At 37.4% G+C, this 3,653-nt stretch carries 2 protein-coding genes; both read left to right on the forward strand.

Annotated elements, in window-relative coordinates:
• Nucleotides 1–1,925 (forward strand): TonB-dependent receptor domain-containing protein (locus ACY65O_RS21110; RefSeq protein ID WP_462222838.1); only part of this gene is annotated, 1,925 nt, incomplete at its 5' end.
• A gap of 20 nt (nucleotides 1,926–1,945) precedes the next feature.
• Nucleotides 1,946–3,562, forward strand: coding sequence for a RagB/SusD family nutrient uptake outer membrane protein (locus ACY65O_RS21115; RefSeq protein ID WP_462222839.1), 1,617 nt, complete (start codon nucleotides 1,946–1,948; stop codon nucleotides 3,560–3,562).
• Nucleotides 3,563–3,653: the final 91 nt, after the last annotated feature.

Below are 3,653 nucleotides of genomic sequence, written 5' to 3' on the forward strand. Positions count from 1 at the left end.
CTTTTAAATATAGCCGCACAAATAATGTATTTGCTAATGAAGGTGCCATTGGTGCGGCAGTTACATTTGATCCTACACAACCAGTTAATAATGCTACGGGTAAAAATGGTGGCTATTGGGAATGGTTGCAAGGGGGCAATCCTGTTGAGTTGAGTACAAGAAACCCATTAGGTTTGTTAGAGCAGAGAGATAATACTTCAACTGTAAACCGTGTTATCGGTAATATACAGCTAGATTATAAAATGCACTTCTTACCCGATTTACATTTGCTGCTTAACTTGGGTATGGATAATGCTTCGGGAAAGGGTAACGATAACATAGACTCTGCATCTGCAACCAATTATAAAACAGGCGGCAGAAAAAGTTATTATGAGCAGCAAAAAAGAAACACCCTTGCAGATGTGCAATTGTTTTATGCCAAAGAAATAAAAAGTATTAATAGTAAAATAGATGTGCTGGTTGGCCATAGCTACCAGGATTTTTATACCAATGTAAAAAACTTTGCTTCGTTTAGTTACAGGGCTATTGCAGATCCTGCAAACCCGGCAAGAAAAGACACTATTGCTGGCAGCGTACCTACTTTTTTAACCGATAAGCCGCAATACAGAATGGAGTCTTACCTTGGAAGAGTAAACTTTACTTTAGCCAACAAATATTTATTAACCGCTTCTTTGCGCAGGGATGCCAGTTCTAAATTTGCAAAAGATAACAGGGTGGGTTATTTTCCTGCTGTGGCATTAGCATGGAAAATGAAAGATGAATTTTTTAAGAACAGTAACCTGGTAAGCGATTTAAAATTAAGAGGTAGCTGGGGGGTAACCGGGCAGCAAGATTTTGGTGCTAATGATTATTATTCATATTTGCCTTATTATTCTCAAAGTAACCTAGCAGCCCAATATCAATTTGGCAATACTTTTTATAGTTTTTTGCGTCCATCGGCGTATGACCTAAATAGAAAATGGGAAACCACTACCACTACAAATTTGGGTTTAGATTTTGGGTTTAGTAACAACCGCATTTCTGGTTCAATAGATATTTACCATAAAAAAACGGAAGACTTATTAAGTGTGGTACCTATTGCACCGGGTTCAAATTTTAATATTGAATTGTTTACCAATGTTGGTAATATGGAGAACAAGGGTGTGGAATTTACGCTCAACACTATTCCTATAGCAACTAAAAACCTTACGTGGAATTTTGGTTTTAACGTAACTTATAATCAATCTGAAATTACCAACCTTTTAAAACAGCAGGATGCTAATTTTCAGGGTATTGATGTAAGTGGTATTGGAGGCGGTTTAACCAACACGATTGGTAAATTTAAAGTAGGTTACTCCCCTTATGTATTTTATGTGTACAAGCAGGTGTATGATAAAACTACCGGCAAACCAATTGAAAACCTGTTTGAAGATTTAAACAGAGACGGGCAAATAACCAGTGCCGACAGGTATTTGTATAAAAAGCCAGCTGCCGATATTTTATTTGGCTTAAATACGCAGGTAAGTTATAAAAAATGGAATGTTGGTTTAGCCGCTCACGGCGCAATCGGCAACTATTTATACAACCAGTTAAATTCCAACAATGGTGTTTTAAGAGCTTTAAAAAATCCAATCAACTTTATTCAAAACGGTGTGCCGGATTTTTACAATACCCGTTTCAGTGGTACTACCACCAACGAGTATTTGTCTGACTATTACATTGAAAACGCCTCCTTTTTTAGATTAGACAATATTAACCTTGGGTATAATCTTGGTAAAGTATTAAAAAATAAAGCATCGCTCAGGTTAAATGGTAGTGTGCAAAATGTATTTACCATCACCAATTATTCTGGCTTAGATCCTGAGAATGCCAACAGTAGCGGTACGGATTATACGATATACCCACGGCCACGTATTTTTTCATTAGGGGCAAGCCTCGATTTTTAATTTTATAAACTACGAATGATATGAAAAATAAATTTGTAAATAAAATCATGCTGTCAGCGGTTATTGCTATTGTAATAACTTCTTGTGCTAAAAAGCTGGATTTGTTTCCGGTTAATGATTTAACTCCAGAAAAGGCTTATGCCACAGCAGCGGGTTACAAAAGTGTATTGGCAAAAATTTATGGAACACTTTCTATAACTGGTAATTCCGGTCCGGCGGGTAACCCCGATATTGGCGGAGGATTAGATGAAGGTTCTCAAGTTGCCTTTATCCGCATGTTATTTAACTGCCAGGAACTGCCTACCGATGAAGCAGTGGTTGCATGGAATGATCAAACCATTAAAGATTTTCATAACCTTAAATGGACGGCTGACGATCCTTTTTTAAAGGGGATATACGCAAGATGTATTTATAACATTACGCTGATAAATGAGTATATCAGGGAATCTACTGATGCAAAGCTTGCAGAGCGTAACATTAGTGGTGCAGACGCTGCTGAAATTAAAAAGTCGAATGCCGAAGCAAAGTTTTTACGTGCTTTCAATTACTGGGTAATGCTGGATTTGTTTGGTAAATCTACCTTTATTACAGAGGCTGATTTAATTGGTACTTTTCAGCCAGGAGAAAAAAGCCGTACAGAATTATTTAGCTATATTGAAACAGAACTAAAAGCGGTTGAAACACAATTAGCGAATGTAAAAACCATTGAATATGGCAGGGTAGACCAGGGTGCAGCATGGGCTTTATTGGCCAGGTTATATTTAAATGCACAGGTTTACACAGGTACAGCTAAATACTCCGAAGCAATTACTTATGCTAAAAAAGTAATTGGCGGTGGCTACTCTTTATATCCTGATTACCGTAAAGTTTTTATGGCAGACAATGATAAAGCCAAAGATGAATTTATGTTTGCCATTAATTGCGATGGTTTGCGTACACAGGCTTATGGCAACACTACATTTTTTGTACACTGTGCAGCTGGGGACGACGCAGCCGATTATGGTGTTGGAGGAGGTTGGTATGGTTACCGAACTACAAAAGGCCTTGCCGATTTATTTACAGATTTAAGTGGTAATACCGATAAACGTGCCATGTTTACCACATCAAAATACAATACCAGTCCATCACAAATTGCTATTAGCGACATCAGTAATTTCGATCAGGGGATGCATGTAAACAAATACAAAAATATCCGTGCCGATGGCGGCCCGGTTTCGGATTCAAGAAAAGAATTTTCTGATGTTGACTTTCCTGTTTTTCGTTTATCTGAAATGTATTTGATTTATGCCGAAGCAGTTTTACGTGGTGGTACAGGTGGAGATGCTGCAACAGCATTAACCTACTTAAACCTTATAAGAGTAAGGGCTGGTGCAACTGCTTTTAGTGCTGCCGACCTTACACCTGCAGCAACAGGTTTACAAAATATATTAAACGAAAGAGGAAGAGAATTATATTGGGAAGGCCACCGCCGTACCGATTTAATACGTTATGGTTTATTAACCACCTCTACTTATGTTTGGCCATGGAAAGGTGGTGTAGCATCAGGTACAGGGGTTGACACTAAGTATAATATTTATCCGGTACCAACTACCAACAGAACAACTAATCCTAACTTAACACAAAATGCCGGTTATTAATTTTTAACTGCTAAAATTTTTAAAATGAAAAATATACTAAAACAAATTTTCTTCTTAACAACACTGGTTGCATTTTTTGCATCATGCAAAA

The organism is Ferruginibacter sp., assembly GCF_031430955.1.
Lineage (GTDB): Bacteria > Bacteroidota > Bacteroidia > Chitinophagales > Chitinophagaceae > Ferruginibacter.